Origin of the sequence: Micromonospora coriariae, assembly GCF_900091455.1 — a bacterium.
Lineage (GTDB): Bacteria > Actinomycetota > Actinomycetes > Mycobacteriales > Micromonosporaceae > Micromonospora > Micromonospora coriariae.
On record NZ_LT607412.1, the window covers coordinates 6,705,406 to 6,723,608 of the forward strand.

Below are 18,203 nucleotides of genomic sequence, written 5' to 3' on the forward strand. Positions count from 1 at the left end.
TCGACGGCGGGCGGTCGTGGACACCCGGGGACGTGTCCCGCCGCGGGCGTGCGCCGGCCCGGAAGCCGCTGGTCGGCACACGCCCGCGAGGGGCATCTACTGCTTGAGCACGGCGGTGATTTCGCCGTTGTCCTTCTGCAGGTCGCCGCTGCCGTTCAGCACCCGATTACGGACGAGGGTCAGCCATGGGCTGTTCGGCGCGTTGAACGCCTGCTGGAAGTTCAGCGCGACGGGGGTGTCGCCCTTGCCGGCCGCCTCGTTGATGGTGATCAGCCGCGGGTCCTCGGCGGCGTACTTGTTGTTCGCGAGGTCGGCGCGGGACACCACGTCCTTGTTCTTCGCCAGTACCTCGACCTGGGCGTCCTCGGACATCATCCAGCTCAGGAAGTTCCAGGCCTGGGCGGCCTTCTTCGAGTCCTTCGAGACGCCGATGCCGTCGCCGCCGACGAAGGTGGAGCCACCACCGCTGGGGCCGGGGATCGGGGCCACGCCGACGTCGAACGGGGTCGAGGAGAGCAGCGTCGCCGGATAGAGCATCAGACCGACCTTGCCCTCGGTGAACGGGGCGGTCCAGGTCGGGCCCGTCTCACTCGCCGAGGCGGGCAGCACCGCGCCGGACTTCCACAGGTCGTTCCAGGTGCTGTAGACCTTCTGGGCGGTGTCGTCGGCGAGCTTGGACTCGGTGCCGTCCTCGCTCAGCACCTCACCGCCGCCGGCCCAGACCGACGGGAACCAGGTGAAGACCAGGCAGCCGCCGCAGTTCAGGCCGGTCGCCGTGCCGTAGACGCCGTTCTTCTTGGTTGCCTGGACCGCCTTGGCGGCGGCGGCGTACTCCTCGAGCGACGCTGGGGCCTTCTCCGGGTCCAGCCCGGCGTCCTTGAACAGCTGCTTGTTCCAGAACAGCATCGACAGGTCCAGCACGAAGGGCAGGACGTGCTTCTTGCCGTCCACAGTGCCGGCGGAGAGGTGCCCCTTGTTGATGGAGTCCTTGAAGCTCAGGCCGTCGATGTTGGCGCTGAGGTCCTGGAAGAGGCCCTGCTTCACCCAGTTCGGCACGTAGACGATGTCCGCGGCGAAGAGGTCGGGAAGTCCGTCCGAGCCTGCGGCCGCACCGACCTTCGCGACGTAGTCGTCGTTGGGGACCACGGTCAGCTTGACCGTGTTCTGGTGGCCGGCGTTGTACGCGTCGACGAGGAGCTTCGCCTGCTTCTCCAGTGGCGCACGGGTCCACAGGGTGAGCTCGCTGCCGTCGTCGACGCCGTTGGGGCCGGCCTCTGCCGCGCTCGTGCCGCCGTCGTCGCTGCCGCACGCGGCCGTGGCCACGGTCAGCGCGGCCACGAGGACTCCTGCCAGTGAACGCAGAGCGGTGCGCCTGCCCAAGGTTCTAATCATGGTTCCTCTCCTAGGGGTTCATCGTTCGGAGAAAGCCGCTACGCGGGTCCCGCGAACGAGGATCAGTCCGGTTCCTTGGTTCGTTCGTGTCGTCGGGGTGGGCCGGAGCCGCCACGCCAGGGCGATGGTGTCGGCCGCCGCGGTCGATCGTGGTGGCCGCCAGGCAGGTCGGGCGGATCCGGTCGGGTTGGTGGCCGTGCCTGCCCTCCACTGCGGACCGTCCGGCACGTCGCGGGATTGCTGGTCCTCATCGCGCCCCCGCCTCCCGCCGGATCCGGCGCGGCTCGTGCAGCACGTCGTTACTGCCGCGACCAGGGTGGTGGATGTCACTTCCGCCGCTAGCGTCGCGCACGAAAACGGTTTCGGCAAGATGTCAGGTGGGTAAAACCTGAACCGCTCTCGCTGGCTTCCTTACCGTCCTACGTGGGCCGCCTGGGCCTCTGGCCTGCCGGGGACATGAGCCCACGAGCGACTGCCGGGTTCTCTGAAAAGTTTGCGAAAGGGTTTCGGTAGACCGACAGGCCGGTCGACCAGCTGTCCGCGGATCCGCGTCCGCGCCGTCGGATCTCACCGACCGCCAGCGGCCAACTCGGCCAGCATCCCCTCACAGCTGCGGACGACGACCTGCGCGGCGCGCCGCTGGGCCAGTGGCAGCAGCGGGTCCTCGGCCCGGTCCCGCCACCGCCACTGCGCGTCGGCGGCGACCTCCCAGAGCCGCTGCACCGTCGCCTCGTGCTCGACACCGAGGCGGGCCGCCAGCCCGACTCCGTCGCCACCGATCAGTCGCTGCGCCTCGGCCACCAGCTCGGGGTCGAACCCGAGCCGGCTGTTGCGCAGCGCCACCAGCAGACGAAGCTCCCGGAACTCGTGCGCGCCGGCGAGGATCTGCTCGATCGTGCCGACCAGCTCGTCGACGCCCCGGACGGGCTCGGCTCGCACCAGCGCCTCCACAGCGGCCAACGCCGACCGGGCCTTGAGCGTGTCGCGGCGATCGATGAAGCAGCGGGTCATCGACTCGCGCAGCTCGGTGAGCCCGCTACGCCGGATGAGCTCGGCGGACAGCTTCACCCGGCTGTCGAACCCGGAACGGACCAGGGTGGCCGCCAGCCGGATCCCGAAGAGCCCGAACCGATCCAGCAGCGCCGCGCGGACCTCGGGGTCCAGCCGTACGGGCAGCTCGCCACCGAGGAAACGGTCGGCGGAGAGCAGGTGCGCCTCGAGCTCCGGCCGGGGTACCCGGGCCAGCACCGCGAGCGCGGCGAAGTCCGACTCGCCGAGCATCCGGCCCGCCAGGCCGATCGCCCCGCTGCACGCCACCACGTTCACGCAGAGCGCGCCGACCCGCGGGTCCCGGTGGTGGCGCCGGGCCAGCTGGCGGGCCGTGAGCAGCCCGTCGATCCGGCCACCACCGGTCTCGTCGGCCCGGGACAGCACCATGATCACATTCACCGGCGCGGCCTGCCCGACAGCACTGTCCCGGCCGGACTCCAGCACCCGCAGGTCACTGTCACGCCCGTCGCGGGTCAGGTACAACACCGCGTCCGCGTCCCGCAGCACCCGGTCCATCACCGGCACGCGACCCTGCTCGCCGGTGCCGGTGACCGCCGGAGTGTCGATCAGGGTCACCTGGCGCAGTGCCCGGGTCGGCCACCGCACCACGATGTCCCGCACCTCCCCCGCGCCCCAGCCGAGGTCCACCCGCATCCCGGTCGCCGACTTGACCACCGACAACTCCTGTGGAGGCTGGCCGGCCGGGTAGGCGGTGGCGCGCGGTTCGGCACCGTCCTCGTACCAGGTGAAGACGCCGTCGGCTCCCTCGACCGGTGCGACCTCCTCCCCCATCAACGCGTTCAGCACAGTCGACTTGCCGGAACGCCAGGGGCCGGCGACCGCGATCCGCAGCGGTTGCTCCAACCGGGCCACCTGATGCCGCAACTGCCCGACGGCCCGGGGGTTGTCCTGGTAGAGGTCGATGGCCTGGTGCAGCAACCCCCACGCGGCCTCGTCCAACCGCAGCCCGACGGTCACGCCCGCGGCTCCAGCAGCACCGGGGCCGCGCGGGTGCCGCTCAGCTGCTGAGCCTGCTCGTAGAGCGCGGCCAACCGGGTCATCTTCAGCCGGATCTCGCGCTGCCGCTGGTCCCGCAGGGCGGCATCGGTGTCGGCCTCCTGCTTGGCGCTGCGGAACGACTGGACGATGGCCTCCTGCAACTCCTCGGTCAGCCCCGTGAAGTGGTCCCGCAGCATCCGCTGCACCTGTCGGGCGGCGTCCCGGCAGTCCCTGATCATCCGGACGAAGAAGTCGTCGACATGCCGCTGGATCGCCGTCTTGACGGTCGCCTGTCGGCGACGCAGCAACTGCTTGCTCTCATCGCGGATGCTCTTGCCGCCGAAGAGCGCGCCGATGCCGACCGAGACCGGATTGATCATCGGCATCCCGGCCAACGTCGTCGCCAGACCGAACATCAGCATGCCGCCGTACGAGCCCTTCATGCCGGTGAACAGCTTCTGACCGGTGGTGAACCGGTCGATCTTCGGCCGTTCCAGCTCGGGCAGCCGACCACCGATGTCCTCCGGCATCGTCATCGACCAGGGCGGCAACACGTCGTAGCCGTACCGGGCGAAGTTGGCGGCCACCCGGCGGGCGATCCAGTCGCAGCGCTGGATCAGCCACTCGTGGTTCGCCTCCGCCGCCTCCACCAGGCTCCGCTCCAGCCAGTCCTGGAAGGTGTCCCAGGCGATGAGCGGATCGGCCGTGTCGAACGCCTCGTCCACCGTGCGCAGGATCTGCCGGGTCCGGTCGCGCAGGTCGTACTCGATGTCCGAGAGCAGGTCGGCCATCTCGTCGGTGAGGGTGTTCTGCCACCGGGTGGAGCAGCGGCGCAGCTCGTCGACCTCACGCTGTGCCGCGTGCAGCCGGGAGATCGGCCCGGACTGCTCCTCGGCCTCCTGGGTCGCCAGCTCGGCGCGCAGCGGCGCGGCCAACTGCTCCACCACCGTGCGGGTCACCCCCTGCACCGAGGCCCGGGCCAACTGGTCGGCCTTGCCGGACAGGTCCCGCTGCAACCGGGCGATCAGCGCGGGAAAGCCGGACTCGGCGTTGAGGCCACGGTCGTCGGCCGCGGCCGCGCGCAGTCGCAGCGCCGCCGAGACCGGTATCACCGGCACCGGGACGCCGGCGTCGGCCAGGTGCTGGCGGTTGCGCTCGGCGATCGCGCGCCAGTCCGCCACGAGATCCGTCTTGCTCTGCACCACGACCACGTTCGGATGCGAGCGCATCACGTGCAGCAGCATGTTCAACTCGGTGACCGAGAGTTCCCGCGTGGAGTCGGAGACCAGCAGCACGGTGTCCGCCCGGGTGGGAGCGGCGACCGCCGCGGTGCCGCCCAGCGTGGCGATCTCGTCGGTGCCGGGAGTGTCCACAAGCACCAGTCCGGCACCGAGCAGCGCCCGGGGCAGCCCGATCTCGACGTACGCCGGCCCACCACCGGGCCAACGCCCGACCGCGCCGGCCACCCCCGCCGCGACCTGGTTGAGCGCCACCGGGGACCGCTCGACGAGCGCCGCGGGCGCGGCGCCGGCGGGCCGGCCCGGGGCCGGTGGTGGCGCCTGGATCACGGCCGCGGACGGGACGTCGGCGTGCTGCACCACGGTCGGCAGGACGGTGGTGCGGCCGTCGCCGACCGGGCAGGCCGGCGCGTTGATGATCGCGTTGATCAGCTGGCTCTTGCCCTGGTTCGGCTCGCCGATGACCAGGACGCGGAGCTTCGGGTCCAGCAGTTGGGCGCGTTTCTGGCGCACCGTCTGGAGCAGGTCACCTCGGCCGTGTGCGTTGCACGTGCGGGCGATCTCGTCCAGCACGTCCAACCAGATCCCCGCCATCACCGCACCAAGTGTGCGGATTTCGGCTCAATTATCAAGAGGGACCGGATGTGGAACCGGAGAGGGCCGGACCGCCCAGGGCGATCCGGCCTCCCGCTCCTACCGGGAATCCCCGTCAGAGCAGACCGCCGGTGATGCCCAGCAGCCCGTTGTCCGACGAGGCGTGCCCGCCGTCGTGCGATTCGCCCAGCACGCCATCGGTGAGGCCGCCGGTCACGTCGCCGACCGTGCCGGTGACACCGGGCACGAGTCCGTCGACCTGGTGCGTCACGCCGCCGACCACGGACGGCACGTCGAGCGGCGGGACCACGCCGCCGACACCGTCACCGTGACCCAGGCCCAGCCCGCCCAGGGTGTCGTCGACACCGAGGGAGCCGACGACGCCGTCGAGCTGACCGCCGGTGCCGGAGAGGAGACCACCGGTCAGGTCGCCGCCGAGCGGGCCCGCGTCGGCGGTGCCGACCAGGCCGGTCGGGTTGCCGACCGTGCTGGTGACGTCACCGAGCACCGGGTCCACGATGCCGTCCACCGGCGCGACCACGTCGGCGTCGAGGGTGTGCGCCACGTCGTTCACACCCGTCAGATCGGTGTCGAGCCCGTTCGGACCGACACCCAGGCCGATCCCGGGCAGCACGGTGACCCCGGCGGCGACCGTCGCCGGATCGACCGCGATGGCGCCCAGCACGCCGGCCTTGACGTCCAGGCCGGTGGGAGCACTGGTGATGCTGATCTGCTGCGCCACGCTCTGGAGCTGGCCGACCACATCGGTGGCGTCGGTCACCAGCGGGTCGAACCCGAGCTGCCCGACCGGGGCCAGCGGCGCCAGGCCCTGCCCGGGGGCGTAGTCGACCACCAGCGGAACCACGTCCTGCACGTCGGCCGCGGTGATGTCGGTGAGCCCCGCGGCGTTCAGCGCGCCCTCCGGGTCGAGGTCGAAGGCCGACCGCGCGTCGGGGTTCGTCAGCAGGTCGAGCACGAAGTCGTGGAGGGTCTGGTTCGAGTCCATGTGCCGGTGTCTCCTCGGATGTGGCGTCAGCGACCGTCGTTCGTCGACAGTGACGTTATTGCGGGTCGGCCCCCCGGACATCGGGGCTCGGCCCGCATCCCGTCCCGCTGCATTAGGGTCTCCGCAGCCTCGTACGTTAGGGGGACTGGGGGAAACCGTCCCGGTCAGATTAGGGTCCCGACCAGGGAGCGATCTCTGGTACGAACGTAGGAGCCCGCGGGGGTTCGCCGGGGGTGGGTCGCCGGGCAGCGCCGAAGCGGTCGCCACCGGCCGGCCAACTCACGGGGAGAGATGAGACGGATGCCGTACGTCCTGGGGATAGACATCGGAAACACCAACACCGCCGCGGCCGTCGCGCGGCGACATGGTACGACCTGGACGCGTCCCGAGGCGGTCCCTCTGCACGCCGGCTCGGCCCTCGTACCGTCGGTGCTGCACCTGTCGGAGGACGGCTCGCTGCACGTCGGCGAGCCCGTGACGGACGACGGCAGCCGCACCACCAGGGACTTCGTCCGCCGGATCGGCGACGACGTCCCCCTGCTGCTCGGCGGCGAGGCGTGCGCACCGCAGACGCTGACCGCCGAGTTGGCGACGTGGGTGGTGGAGCGGGTGCACGCCTTCGAGGGTGGCCCGGCCGAGGCGATCGTGCTCAGCCACCCGGCGGGCTGGCGCCCGTACCGGCGCGAGTTGCTGCACCGGGCGCTGTTCGACCTCGGTCTGCGCACCGTGACGCTGCTGCCCCGCACGGTCACGGTGGCCGAGAGCCACGCGGCGCGCGGGTTCTCGGGCACCACGGCCGCGGTCTACGCGCTGGGTGGCAACAGCTTCGAGGCGGCCCTGGTACGCCGCACCCCGCGCGGCACGTACGAGAGCTTCGGCGTCCCCCAGGGTCTCGACCCGATCGGCGGCACCGACTTCGACGAGGCGCTGGCCGGGCACGTACGGACCGTGCTGGCCCGGGAGCTGGCCGCCACCGCACGCCGGGGCACCCAGGCCGCCCTGCGCGGGCTCCTCGCCGAGTGCGACCGGGTCAAGCGGGAGCTGACAGTCGACCTCGCAGCCGACGTGGTGCTGGCCCTGCCGACCGGCCCGGCGCGGGTCCCGGTGACCCGGGCACAGTTCGAGGCCATGATCCGCCCGACGGTGCAGGCCACCGTCGACCTCCTGCTCCGGACCGTGCACGGCGCCGGCCTGGCGCCGGCGCAGCTCGACGGCGTCCTGCTCGCCGGCGGTTCCGCCCGCATCCCGCTCGTCACCGAGCTGATCAGCGCGGCCCTCCCGGTCCCCGTCGAGGTGGAGCCGGACGCACAACTCACCGCCGCCACCGGGGCCGCGATGGCCGCCTGCCAGGTGGTGTCGCCGCGCCCCCGCCGGCCGGAGCCGGTACGCGAAACAGCGCCGACCTCCGGTGCCGGGCGGGCCACCATCCCGGCGATGCGCCGCCCCCACCACGACACCATCGTCCCGGGCGATCCGCCACCCCGCCCCCCGGTCCGGATCCTCCCACTGGAACTACCGAAGGCGTCCCGCCTGGCGCTGGCCCGAAGCCGGGGACGCGAAGGATGACCCTGATGATCATGAATGACGTCGCCGAGTCCCGGCTGATCCTGGGCCAGGGGCCGGCAAGCCTGCTGGAGATGGTCGCCCAGGACCCGACCGGTCCGCTCGCCGTTGGCCTGGCCGGGCCGGGCGGCCACGGCAAGACCGCGCTGCTCGCGGAGCTGGCGCGGGTCCACCAGCAGGCCGGGATCGCCGTGCGCATGGGCGTCCCGGAGCCGAGCGAACCTGTCGACCCGGACGCGCTGGTGCTTGTCGACGACGCGCACCTGCTCGACGACGCGCGGCTCGGCACGCTGCTGCGTCTGGTGGCCACCCGCCGGCACCGGCTGGTGATCGCCCACCGCCCGTGGCCCCGGTCGGCTGCCCTCATGGACCTGGCTGACGCCCTGCGGCGGGACGGACGGGCACTGCTGCTCACCGCGTTCACCCGGGAACAGACCGCGGCCTACCTCGCCGCCGTGCCCGAGCTGGGCCGGCGGAACGACCTGGTCGACTTCGTGCACGCACAGACCGCCGGCGTGCCCCGGGACGTCGAGCGGCTGACCCGCGGACTGCGCGGGCCGGAGAACGTCACAGGCGTACCTGTCGAACCACCCCGGTCCGTCGTCCTGGAGTTCGGGCCGGACCTGGAGGTCCTGCCGGCCGACGTCCGACGACTGCTGCTCGCCGTCGCGGCGGGCGTGCCGCTGCCGGTGAGCATGCTCGGCGCGCTCCTCGGCCGGGAGCCCGAGGCGGTGGACGAGTTGATCGCGACGACCAGGGCGGCCGGGCTGCTCGGCGCCGACGGCCGGCTCGCGCCGATCGTCCGGCGGTCCGTCACCGCGCTCAGCCCGGCGACCGACCGCACCGCCGTCTGGCGCCGGCTCACCGAGTTGCAGCTCGCGCGGGGCGGCGCGGTGCTGCCCCTGGTCCGGTCCCTGCTCGCCGCCGGTGTGCTCGGTGACTGCCCGGCCCCGACGTTGGCGGCCGCCGCCGAGGAGGCACTGGCCGATGAGCCGGCGTTCGCCGCCGAGTTGTTCGCCGCCGCCACGGCGGCCGGGTGGCCGGCCAGCGCCCGGCAGGCGCTCGCCGCCGCGCTCGCCGGCAACCTCGACGGCGCCCTGCGGCTGGCGGACCGTCTCCTGGCCGCGGCCGCTCCCGCCGACCGCACCGAGGCTGCCATCGTGGCCGCGACAGCCCTGGCGCACCGCGGTCACGCCGACCGCAGCGTGGAGCTGTACCGGTGGGCGGGCACCTCCTCGTCGCTCGCGTTCGCCACCGTTGGCGGGCTCGCCACCGGCGACCTGGCCGCCGCCACCGAGCCGGCGGCGGGCGACCCGGCCGGCGAACCACCCACGCTGCACGCCAGCGCCGCCCGGCTGATGGCCGACGGGGTACGGGAGAGCGTCGCCGGCACGCCCACCGGTGCGCTCTCCGCGCTCGTGCAGGCCGCCGCACTGCTGGAACCGGACGGGCGGGCCGTGCTCCTGCCGGACAGTCCCGCCGCGCTCGCCGCGCTGACCGCCGTGCACTGTGGTGAGCTGGAGATCGCCGAACGGGTGCTGCACCGGTCCCTGGCGGCCGGTGTCGGCGGCCCGCTGATGGTCCGCCGACACCGGCTGTTGCACGCCTGGATCCTGATGGTCCGGGGCCAGACGCTCGCCGCGGCCGAACACCTCGCCACGGTGGCGGTCGACGGGCGACCGCTGGAGTCACGCGACCAGCTCTTCGCCGCCGCGCTCCAGATGGGCATCGGCCGGCGCAACAGCGACCTCGGCGCGCTCAAGCGCGGCTGGGGGCAGGCGCTGGAGGCGGTCGTCCGGCACCCCGTCGACCTGTTCGCGCTGCTGCCGCTGGGCGAGCTCGCCATCGCCGGCGCCCGGCTGGGTGACCTGGCCCGACTGGAGCCGTACCTGCGGGAGGGCCGCGCGCTGCTCGGCCGGCTCGGCGAGCCGGCACTGTGGAGCGTCCCGCTGCACTGGAGCGGGCTGCACGCCGCGATCCTGACCGACGAGCCCGTGGCCGCCGACGAACATGTCGCCGCCCTGCTCGCCGCCGCCGGCCACAGCCGGTACGCGGCCGTTGTCGCCGCGGCCGCCGAGAGCTGGGTGGAGGTGCTGCGGGGGGTGGTCGACCCGGTCCGGGTGGAGGCCGCCGCGCGGGGGCTGCACGACACCGGGCTGTGCTGGGACGGGGCTCGCCTCGCCGGGCAGGCCGCGATCCGCACCTCGGACCGGCGCGCGATGACCAGCCTGCTGGAGTGCGCCCGAGTCCTGCAGGGCCGGCCGGCCGGTGCCAACGGAGGGCAGCGGCCCGCCACCGGCGAGAGCGCCACCCAGGTCGCCGACGCCACCACCGGCACCACCCAGCAGGGGCTCAGCGACCGCGAGTACGAGGTGGCCGAGCTGGTGCTGGCCGGGCTGACCTACCGGGAGATCGGCGACCGGCTGTTCATCTCGGCCAAGACCGTGGAGCACCACGTGGCCCGGATGCGCAACCGGCTCAACTGCGCCAACCGCGCCGAGCTGCTGACTCTGCTGCGTGCCATGGTCGCCGACCGGGCCAGCAACGCGGCCGGCCAGCCGTGGCCGCAACGGACGGCCCGATGAGGCGGCAGCAGGATCGACGCCGGCCGACCGAGCGGAGCGGAACGTGACGCGGCCCGAGGACCGGCGAACGCTGACCCGGCTCGTCGCCCTGGCGGTCGTGCTGGTGACGCTCTGGTCGTACGCGGCCTACCTGAGCGTCCAGGACGCGGCCGACCTGCTGCGGGTGCGGGCCCTGGCGGACACGCTGGGCCAGCCCATCGACCGGCTGATCCTGAACCTGCAGACCGAGCGTCGGCTGACCGCCGAGACGATCGCCGGGGCCGGGCAGTCGGGAACCGCGCTGGCCGGGGCACGTGCGGGGACCGACCGGGCGGCCGCCGAGGTCCGCACGTTCACCGAGGGCCGCGACCTGCGGCTGCTCACCGCCGGCGCGGTTCGCGAGCGGGCCGACGAGCTGGGCCGGCGGCTGAACGGCCTGAGCGCCGTCCGGTCCGAGGTGGACGCCGAGCGGCTCGACCCCGCCGGGGCGGTCGACGGGTACGACCAGCTCGTCGACGCGGCCTTCGCCGTGTACGGCCCGGAGTGGGGCGCGTACGAGAGCGCGCTCGCGGCCGACACCCGTGCGGTGATCGCGTTGGCCCGCGCCCGCGAGCTGCTGGCCCGGGAGGACACCCTGGTCAGCGCCGCCCTGGCCGCCGACCGGATCTCCGCCGACGAGCGGCGCCGCCTGACCGAACTGGTCAGCAACCAGCGGTACGCGGGCGCCGAGGCGACCGTCGGGCTTCCGGTCGACGGCCCGGGAGAGCATCAGCGACTCACCGAGGGCCCGCGGTTCGCGAACCTGCTCGCCCTGGAGGACGCGCTGCTGCGGGCGGACAGCGCGAATCCCCTGAGCGGAATCACCAGGCCGGCGTGGCGGGCGGCGGCGGACGACGCCCTCGGCGCGCTGCACGAGCTGGTGACGACGACCGCCCGTAGCAGTGTCGAGCGGGCCACGCCGGGTGCCGCCGTGATCGTCGCGCGTACCGGCGCCGTGGTGGGCCTCGGCCTCATCGCGGTGATCGTGGTCCTGCTGGGCTGGGCCGGCACCGTCCGCCGGCTGACCGACCAGCTGGCCCGTTCGGGCGCCGACCCCACGGCGGAAGTCGAGACCCCGGCCCAGCCCCGGGACGCCACGGCGACCGAGCACACCACACGGGACCTGTTCCTGCGGCTCACCCGACGCAACCAGGTCCTGCTACGCGATCAGCTCGGTCTGCTGGACGGTATGCAGCGGCGGGAGCGGGCCGCCGAGGAGACCGACGAGCTGTTCCGGCTCGACCACCTCACCACCCGTGTCCGGCGCAACGTGGAGAAGCTGATCACCCTGGCCGGCGCGGCGCCGGCCCGCCGGTGGCGGCATCCGGTGCCTCTGCTCGACGTCGCACGCGGCGCGGTCGCCGAGGTGCCGGACTACCACCGGGTCCTGGTCGCGCCGCACTGGCCCTGGTCGCTCGCCGGTCCCGCCGTAACGGACGTCATCCACCTGCTGGCCGAGCTGATCGAGAACGCCCTCGCCTTCTCGACGCCGGAGACCACCGTCCGGGTCGCCGGTGAGCACCGGCCGCAGGGCTGCGCCATCCTGGTCGTCGACGACGGCGCGGGCCTCGACGCGAGAGCGCTGGCCGAGGCCAACCGGTTGCTCGGCAACCCGCCCCCGGACGGCCCGCCCGCCGGCTCGGCCGGGCTGTACACCGTCGCCGTGCTCGCCGCCCGCTGTGGCGCGCGGGTCTTCCTGCGCCCCAGCCAGCGCGGCGGGACGGCCGCGGTCGTGCTCCTTCCGGCCAGTCTGGTCACGGTCACCGGACCGGCCGCGGCGCCCCCCGACCCCGCGCACCGGCCGGCCCGGGCCGCAGCCGTCGAGCCGGACCCGGGCGGCCCCGGCGAGCTGCCGGTACGGACCCGCCAACCCGGTCCGACCGGGCCCGTACCCGGCACCCCCGGCCCCGACACCGTCGAGTTGCCGGTCGCGAGAGCAGCAAGGAGACATCGATGACGCATGCAGTGGTCAGCGGAGACAGCCTGACCGGTGCCCTGGACCGCCTGGTCGCCCGGGTGCGTGGCGCGGAGTTCGCCGTGGTGCTCTCTCCCGACGGGCTGCCGTTGGGCGGGTCCCGGCGTGTCGAGGCGAAGCTGGCCGAGCAGATCTCCGGCGTGGTGGCCGGCCTGCTGGCGTTGGGGTTGGCCGCCACCCGGACCTGCGACGCGGGTGGGCTGCGCCAGATCGTGGTGCAGATGTCGCGGGCGTTCCTGTTCGTCGCCACCATCCGCAACGGGACCATCCTCACCGTTCGGATCGCCGGCGACGAGGCCGAGATCGGGGACATGGCGTACGAGGTGGCGCTGTTCGTGGGGCAGGCCGAGCGGCACCTGCCCGTCACCCTGGAACCGGCCTCCGCGGCGATGAGCGGGGACACAGGTGTACACCTCCGACACCGCTGACGAGGCATGGTACGACGACGCCGCCGGTCCGGTGGCGCGTCCCTACACGATGACCGGTGGTCGCACCGCACCCGATCGCGGGCGGTTCGACCTGATCTCACTGGTCGTCGCCCGGCGGGGGGTCACGCCCGGTGCGCCGCTCTTCCCCGAACAGGCGCGGATCGTCGAGCTGTGCCACCATCCAGTGTCGGTGGCTGAGGTCGGCGCCGAGTTGGACCTGCCCCTGGGGACCGTCCGGGTTCTCCTCGGTGACCTGGTCACGGCCGGGCTGATCGAGACGCACGAACCACCGGCGTTGTCGGAGCGGCCGACCGCGGACCTGCTTGAGGCGATACTCGTCGGGCTTCGCGCGCTGTGACCGGGACGGGTGCCCCCCGACCGGGGGAAGCACAGGCGCGTGTCCGGTGACGAATTGAAGGGGAGACAGGTAGTGCCGGCAACACCGCCCCAACCACGGCGAACTGTGGTGATCGTTCTGCTGGACCGGATCGTGGCCGTCGCCGCGGCCGTACGGCGGGTCCTCACCGGCCGGGGCGACGTCTCCCGGGCCACCTGGGTGGCCGTCATCGCGGCCCTCGGGGTGCTGATCGCCACGGCGGTCTCCGTCATCGGGGTGCTGCGCACCCCGGAAGGGTTGACACCGGTGGCCCTCGACCCGCCGCCATCCGCCGACCAGGTGGGCGCCCTGCCGACCGACACGCCCAGGGCGGGGCAGGCGAGACCGGCAGCCACCAGCCCGAGGCCGGTGCACCCGTCGGCCACGGCAGCCCCGCCGACCCCCGGACCGTCGTCCAGCGCGCCCGCACCCTCCTCCGCGGCGGCTCCACCCACACCCGCCGCCCTGCGCGCCGACTTCGCCATCGCGGAGAACGCTCTGCTCAGCTACGGCGCCGCCGTGACGATCAGCAACCCCGGCGAGGTGCCGGTGGCGCGGTGGAAGCTGACCGTCACCCTGCCCAGGGAGTCGCTGCGGGTCAGTTCGGTCGAGGGCGCGACGGCCAGCCAGGACGGTGCGGCGTGGACGTTCGTGCCCGACGGGAGCGCCGCGCAGGTGCCCGGCAGCGCCTCGGTCCGGGTGACCTTCCGGGTCAACGGCTCGTCGATCGGCTCCACCCCCACGGCGTGCACCATCGACGAGGCGGCCTGCACCGGCCTGCCGGACTGACCGACCTTCCCGGAGGCGCCGATCCCTCGGTAGGGGTTTCCCCACCACTGAGATCATGGGTCGCCGTGTGGTCCGGAAACGTCGCCTCGACCAGGCTTTCCGCTATGCGAAACAGCGATGTGAACCCCGCTCGCGGGCTGGTCGTCGAGGTGCTCGACGTGACGAAGACCTATGCCGGCGGGGGCGGTGTCCGGGGGTGGGGAACTCGTCGGGCCTTCGGCGTGTGAGGATGCGGCGCATGCGTGCGGTGATCTTCGACGAGTTCGGTGCCCGACCCGAGGTCCGCGACGTCCCGGACGCGGTGCCGCCGCCCGGGGGCGCGGTCATCCGCGTCGAGGCGACGGGGTTGTGCCGCAGCGACTGGCACGGGTGGCAGGGACACGATCCGGACATCCGCCTGCCGCACGTGCCCGGTCACGAGTTCGCCGGCGTGGTCACGGCGGTCGGCGACGGCGTGCGCGGCTGGCGGCCCGGCGATCGGGTCACTGCGCCGTTCGTCTGCGCCTGCGGGCGGTGCCCGGCCTGCCTCTCCGGCGATCAGCAGGTCTGCGAGCGGCAGACGCAGCCGGGCTTCACCCACTGGGGCTCGTTCGCGGAGTACGTTGCGGTGCGGAACGCCGACGTCAACCTGGTCCGGCTTCCCGACGAGCTGGACTACCCGGCCGCGGCGGCGCTGGGCTGCCGCTTCGCCACGGCGTTCCGGGCAGTGGTCAGCCAGGGGCGCGTCGCCGCGGGCGAGTGGGTGGCGGTGCACGGCTGCGGCGGGGTGGGCCTGTCCGCGGTGATGATCGCGGTGGCCTGCGGCGCGCGGGTGGTGGCGGTCGACGTCACCCCCGGCGCGCTCGAGCTGGCCAGGAGCTGCGGGGCCGCGGTCTGCCTGGACGGTAGCGCCCTGACCGGGCCCGGGGCGGTGGCCGCCGCCGTACGGGAGGCGACCGGCGGCGGGGCCCACCTGTCACTCGACGCGTTGGGCAGTCACGCGACCTGCGTCGCGTCCATCGAGAGCCTGCGCCGGCGAGGCCGGCACGTGCAGGTCGGGCTCCTCCCCGCCGCGCAGGGCCGACCGGCCCTGCCGATGGATCTCGTGATCGCGTTCGAGCTGGAGCTGCGGGGCAGTCACGGCATGGCCGCGCACGCCTATCCGGAGCTGCTGCGGCTGGTCACCGCCGGCGTGCTGCGCCCCGCCGCGCTCGTCACCCGCACCATCGGCCTGAGCGAGGTGCCTGACGCGCTTGTCACGATGGACCGGCCCGCTCCCGGCGGGATGTGCCTCATCCGGCCGGCACAGCCGCGCTGAGTGGGCCCTCGTTCCCGCTGCGATCCAGCGCGGACACGCAGTAGGTGAGCGGACGGTCGGCCGGGGCGGTGCGGTCGATCCAGCCCGTACCGCGGGCGGTGCCGACGAGCCGGGCCCCGTCGCCGTCCATGCGGTAGACGGCGAAGCTCGTGGCGTCGTCGCCGCGCCAGTTCAGCTCCACCCCGGTGTCCGCACGCCGTACGCCGGTGACCTCCGGCGCGGCCGGGGGCGCCGCCGGCAGCCGCGCCATGGTGGGCACCAGCGCCGGGCTGCCGTAGTGCGCCGCGCTGTACCGGCTGACCGCCCCGAGCTTGTCCGCGCGCACCTGCCGGGCGCTGAAGTGCACGCTTCCGCTCACCGCGTACCGACGGTTGAGGGCGAGCTGGCGGTCCAGCTCGGCCGGGTCGCGCCAGGCGCCGCGCTCGCCCACCCGGTAGTCGGCCTGGCCGATGTAGAGCTGCACCCCTGTGCCCTTCACTGTGGCCGCCCACCACGGCAGGAGCTTGGCGTAGTCGGCCTTTTCGAACCCGATGTGCCAGTAGAGCTGCGGCACGACGTAGTCCAGCCACTGTTCGCGTACCCAGAGTCGGGTGTCGGCGTAGATGTCGTCGTAGCTCTGCAGTCCGGCTGTCGCGGAGCCGGCCGGGTCGGTGCGCTTGTTGCGCCAGATGCCGAACGGGCTGATGCCGAACTTCACCCACGGCTTGATGGCCTTGATCCGCTCGCTCATCTCCCGGACCAGCGTGTTCACGTTGTCGCGGCGCCAGGCGTCCTTGTTCGCGAACCCTCCGCCGTACCGGGCGAACGCCGCGCCGTCCGGGAAGTCCTGTCCGGCTTCCGGGTACGGGTAGAAGAAGTCGTCGAAGTGCACCCCGTCGACGTCGTACCGCTGGACGGCCTCCAACATCGAGTCCTCGACGAAGGCGCGCGCCTCAGGGATTCCCGGGTTGAAGTAGAGGCGACTGCCGGGTCGGTCGGCGCTGGGGTAGGTCACCACCCAGTCGCGGTGTCGCCGCAGCGGGTGTGTCGGCGCGAGCTGGTCCAGCTTCGGGCCCGGCCCGCCGACGGTGGCCGGCTGCCCGCCGCGGTACGGGTTGAACCACGCGTGGAACTCCAGGTTGCGGGCGTGCGCCTCGGCGACCATGAACTCCATCGGGTCCCAGCCCGGGTCGCGCCCGTCGCGGCGTCCGGTCAGCCACTCCGACCACGGCGCGTAGCTGGACGGCCAGAGCGCGTCCCCGCTCGGTCGCACGTGCACGAAGACCGCGTTGTGGTTGCGCCGTACGGCAAGGTCCAGCCAACCCCGGAACTCCGCCCGCACCGTCTCGGCCGGCAGCCCGCGACGGCTCGGCCAGTCGATGTTGTTCACGGTGGTGATCCACATGCCGCGCAGCTCGCGGGGCGCCCGTGCCGGCTGGCCGGCACAGGTGGCGATGCCGTTCGCCGGGGCGGCGTCGGATGCCGCGTTCGGGGCGGCCGCGCCTGCCGTCCGCGGCGCGTCGCCGCCGACGCGGTCCCGCAGTGTCCAGGCGCCGATCGCGACGGCCACGGCGATCGCGGCGACCACGGCGATGAACAGGTGGGCCCGGGGGCGACGAGCGGTGGCAGCGGGCGGATCGGCGGCGGGCATTGGCCCAGTCTGCCGAGTCCGCCGGCCCGGTGAAACCGGTGACCCGTTACTTAACGGTCAGCTAAGGCTGGCGGCCCGCCGGGCCTCGTCGCCGCGGCGACGAGGCCCGCAGTGCCTCAGCAGTACAGGTTGGCTCCGGCCGGTACGCCCAGGATGCCGACGAACTGCTGGTACCTGGTGACCCGGCTCTGCACCTGGCCGGAGTTCCCGCCGTTGCACTCGATCGAGCCGTTGATGCTGCGGATGGTCTCGCCGAAACCGGCGCCGGTGACCATCGCGTTGTGGGCGGTCATGCTGCCCGGCCCGTTCTGGGTCATCCAGTACCAGATGGCGGTCTTCCAGGCGACCGCGGCATCGTTCTGCACCAGCCAGGGGTTGGTCAGCAGGGGCAGCCCGAGGGCGTTTCCGGCGGCGTTGTAGTTGAAGTTCCAGCTCAGCTGGATCGGCCCGCGACCGTAGTAGGCGGCCTGCCCCGCCGGGCAGCCGTACGGCTGGCCGGGGTCGCAGTAGTGCGGGTAGTTCGCGGTGTTCTGCTCCACGACGTGGACGAGTCCGCCGGTCTCGTGGTGCACGTTCGCGAGGAAGGCCGCGGCCTCCTGGCGCTGGACGGTCGCGCTGCCGGTCCTGGTGAACGCCGAGTAGGCGTTGAGTGCGGCGACGAGCCCGGAGTACGTGTAGAAGGAGTTGCGGCTTGGGAACATCTGGTTGAACTGGGCCTCGCTGACCACGAAGCCGCCGGGGTTGGTGGGCGGGTTGGTGGGCGGCGTTCCGCCGCAGGTGTAGGGCTCCCAGTACCAGGTGCTGATGACGGGGTCGTAGCCGGGATTGTCGTGCTCGGCGATGTAGTACAGGCCGTTGGTGTACCGCACGATGCTGCCGGTGGCGTACCAGGTGCCGGCGACCCAGTTCGGGTGGTTGCAGCTGCCCGTGGGCGGCGGCGTGGTGCCGCCTCCGCAGGCGCCGAGGTCCTGCCACACGCCGGTGGTGCCCGGCGGCGCCTCGTTCTGGGTCCACCACTTCGCCTGGTAGTTGCGGCCGTTGTGGGAGACCTGGGCGCCTCCCGTGTAGACGGCCGAGGCCTGCCACGACGCTGCGCAGGCCGCAGCGGATGCGGCGGTCGCCGGGATGATTGCCACCAGTCCGCCGGCGACAACCAGTGCCGCAAGCGCGACCAGGGCCCGCAGTCTCGACATGGGATCACTCCTTCCTGGGATACCACGTGCCGATGACTCGGAACGCATCGACAGGAGTGACTGTAACACC

General features: G+C 73.1%; 14 protein-coding genes. 8 read left to right on the top strand and 6 right to left on the bottom strand.

The features are described from left to right. Window positions 1-96: 96 nt before the first annotated feature. The 4 genes from GA0070607_RS31180 to GA0070607_RS31195 form a co-directional block, all read right to left on the bottom strand. Window positions 97-1,392 carry an ABC transporter substrate-binding protein gene (locus GA0070607_RS31180; protein ID WP_089021397.1) on the bottom strand — a complete coding sequence of 432 codons (1,296 nt, stop codon included), beginning with the start codon at window positions 1,390-1,392 and terminating at the stop codon, window positions 97-99. A 567-nt stretch (window positions 1,393-1,959) separates the two neighbouring features. Further along, complete coding sequence (locus tag GA0070607_RS31185) at window positions 1,960-3,420, bottom strand: P-loop NTPase family protein (protein WP_197701196.1); 1,461 nt, start codon at window positions 3,418-3,420, stop codon at window positions 1,960-1,962. Beyond that, entirely contained in the window at window positions 3,417-5,273 is a 1,857-nt protein-coding gene (locus tag GA0070607_RS31190; protein ID WP_089021398.1) for a dynamin family protein, read from the bottom strand. Before GA0070607_RS31190 ends, GA0070607_RS31185 begins: the two co-directional genes overlap by 4 nt. 115 nt (window positions 5,274-5,388) lie before the next feature. Further along, complete coding sequence (locus GA0070607_RS31195; protein ID WP_089021399.1) at window positions 5,389-6,279, bottom strand: IniB N-terminal domain-containing protein; 891 nt, start codon at window positions 6,277-6,279, stop codon at window positions 5,389-5,391. 300 nt (window positions 6,280-6,579) lie between these two features. On the opposite strand from GA0070607_RS31195, the gene GA0070607_RS31200 reads away from it, so the two are divergent. The 8 genes from GA0070607_RS31200 (at window position 6,580) to GA0070607_RS31230 (ending at window position 15,310) form a co-directional block, all read left to right on the top strand. Beyond that, window positions 6,580-7,845 carry an Hsp70 family protein gene (locus GA0070607_RS31200; protein ID WP_172899138.1) on the top strand — a complete coding sequence of 422 codons (1,266 nt, stop codon included), beginning with the start codon at window positions 6,580-6,582 and terminating at the stop codon, window positions 7,843-7,845. 5 nt (window positions 7,846-7,850) lie between these two features. Next, window positions 7,851-10,427 carry a helix-turn-helix transcriptional regulator gene (locus GA0070607_RS31205; protein ID WP_197701197.1) on the top strand — a complete coding sequence of 859 codons (2,577 nt, stop codon included), beginning with the start codon at window positions 7,851-7,853 and terminating at the stop codon, window positions 10,425-10,427. Between the two features lie 43 nt (window positions 10,428-10,470). Further along, the gene (locus GA0070607_RS31210; protein ID WP_157743328.1) at window positions 10,471-12,402 is read left to right on the top strand and encodes a sensor histidine kinase; all 1,932 of its coding nucleotides are present in this window, start codon (window positions 10,471-10,473) and stop codon (window positions 12,400-12,402) included. Continuing rightward, a complete protein-coding gene (locus GA0070607_RS31215) occupies window positions 12,399-12,848 on the top strand; it encodes a roadblock/LC7 domain-containing protein (protein WP_089021402.1) in 450 nt (149 codons plus the stop codon). The genes GA0070607_RS31210 and GA0070607_RS31215 overlap by 4 nt, the downstream gene beginning before the upstream one ends. Then, complete coding sequence (locus tag GA0070607_RS31220; RefSeq protein WP_089021403.1) at window positions 12,826-13,206, top strand: DUF742 domain-containing protein; 381 nt, start codon at window positions 12,826-12,828, stop codon at window positions 13,204-13,206. Before GA0070607_RS31215 ends, GA0070607_RS31220 begins: the two co-directional genes overlap by 23 nt. A gap of 108 nt (window positions 13,207-13,314) precedes the next feature. Further along, on the top strand, window positions 13,315-14,013 hold the full coding sequence (locus GA0070607_RS31225; RefSeq protein WP_157743329.1) for a cellulose binding domain-containing protein: 699 nt from the start codon (window positions 13,315-13,317) through the stop codon (window positions 14,011-14,013). 104 nt (window positions 14,014-14,117) lie between these two features. Next, complete coding sequence (locus GA0070607_RS33920; protein WP_269458405.1) at window positions 14,118-14,240, top strand: hypothetical protein; 123 nt, start codon at window positions 14,118-14,120, stop codon at window positions 14,238-14,240. Window positions 14,241-14,251: 11 nt separating this feature from the next. Further along, a complete protein-coding gene (locus tag GA0070607_RS31230; protein WP_089021405.1) occupies window positions 14,252-15,310 on the top strand; it encodes a zinc-dependent alcohol dehydrogenase family protein in 1,059 nt (352 codons plus the stop codon). On the opposite strand, the gene GA0070607_RS31235 is transcribed toward GA0070607_RS31230, so the two are convergent. Then, window positions 15,285-16,940 carry a glycoside hydrolase family 10 protein gene (locus tag GA0070607_RS31235; protein WP_089021406.1) on the bottom strand — a complete coding sequence of 552 codons (1,656 nt, stop codon included), beginning with the start codon at window positions 16,938-16,940 and terminating at the stop codon, window positions 15,285-15,287. The genes GA0070607_RS31230 and GA0070607_RS31235 overlap by 26 nt on opposite strands. A gap of 116 nt (window positions 16,941-17,056) precedes the next feature. Further along, window positions 17,057-18,133 carry a glycoside hydrolase family 19 protein gene (locus tag GA0070607_RS31240; protein ID WP_089021407.1) on the bottom strand — a complete coding sequence of 359 codons (1,077 nt, stop codon included), beginning with the start codon at window positions 18,131-18,133 and terminating at the stop codon, window positions 17,057-17,059. Between the last annotated feature and the right edge of the window lie 70 nt (window positions 18,134-18,203).